Origin of the sequence: Mycobacterium sp. 050134, assembly GCF_036409085.1 — a bacterium.
Taxonomy (GTDB): Bacteria; Actinomycetota; Actinomycetes; order Mycobacteriales; family Mycobacteriaceae; genus Mycobacterium.
This window is the reverse complement of record NZ_JAZGLV010000089.1, coordinates 1-362: the sequence shown is the minus strand read 5'-3', so window position 1 is coordinate 362 and position 362 is coordinate 1. Positions and strand designations below refer to the sequence as shown.

General features: G+C 61.3%; 1 pseudogene. It reads left to right on the top strand.

Going from position 1 to position 362, the window contains the following annotated elements:
- Window positions 1–39: 39 nt before the first annotated feature.
- Window positions 40–362, top strand: a pseudogene (locus SKC42_RS27525) (PE family protein); the annotation flags it as partial.

Genomic DNA, 362 nt, shown 5'->3' with positions numbered 1-362 from the left:
CAGGCGATTTCGAATGCGATTGCTGGTGCGGGGATCTCTTTGGGCAGCCTGCAGACCGGGGGAGCGGCGGGGGTGCTCAGTGGGTTGAGTTCGTTCGGTGCCACGGTGGCCGGCCCGTATCAGGCCCTGTTCACCAACACCGCCAACAACTTGCAGGCGATCGGGAACACCTTCTCTACCAACCCGTTCCCGTTCCTGCACCAGCTGGTCAACAATCAGATCGGTTATGCCCACCAGATCTTCACGGGCCTTCAGAATCTGCCGACCGAGTTGGCCAACCTGCCGGCGGCCATCCAGGCCGGCATCCAACAGATCGCCAGCTTCAACCCCGGTGCTTTTGTGCAGCAGCTGATCAACACCCA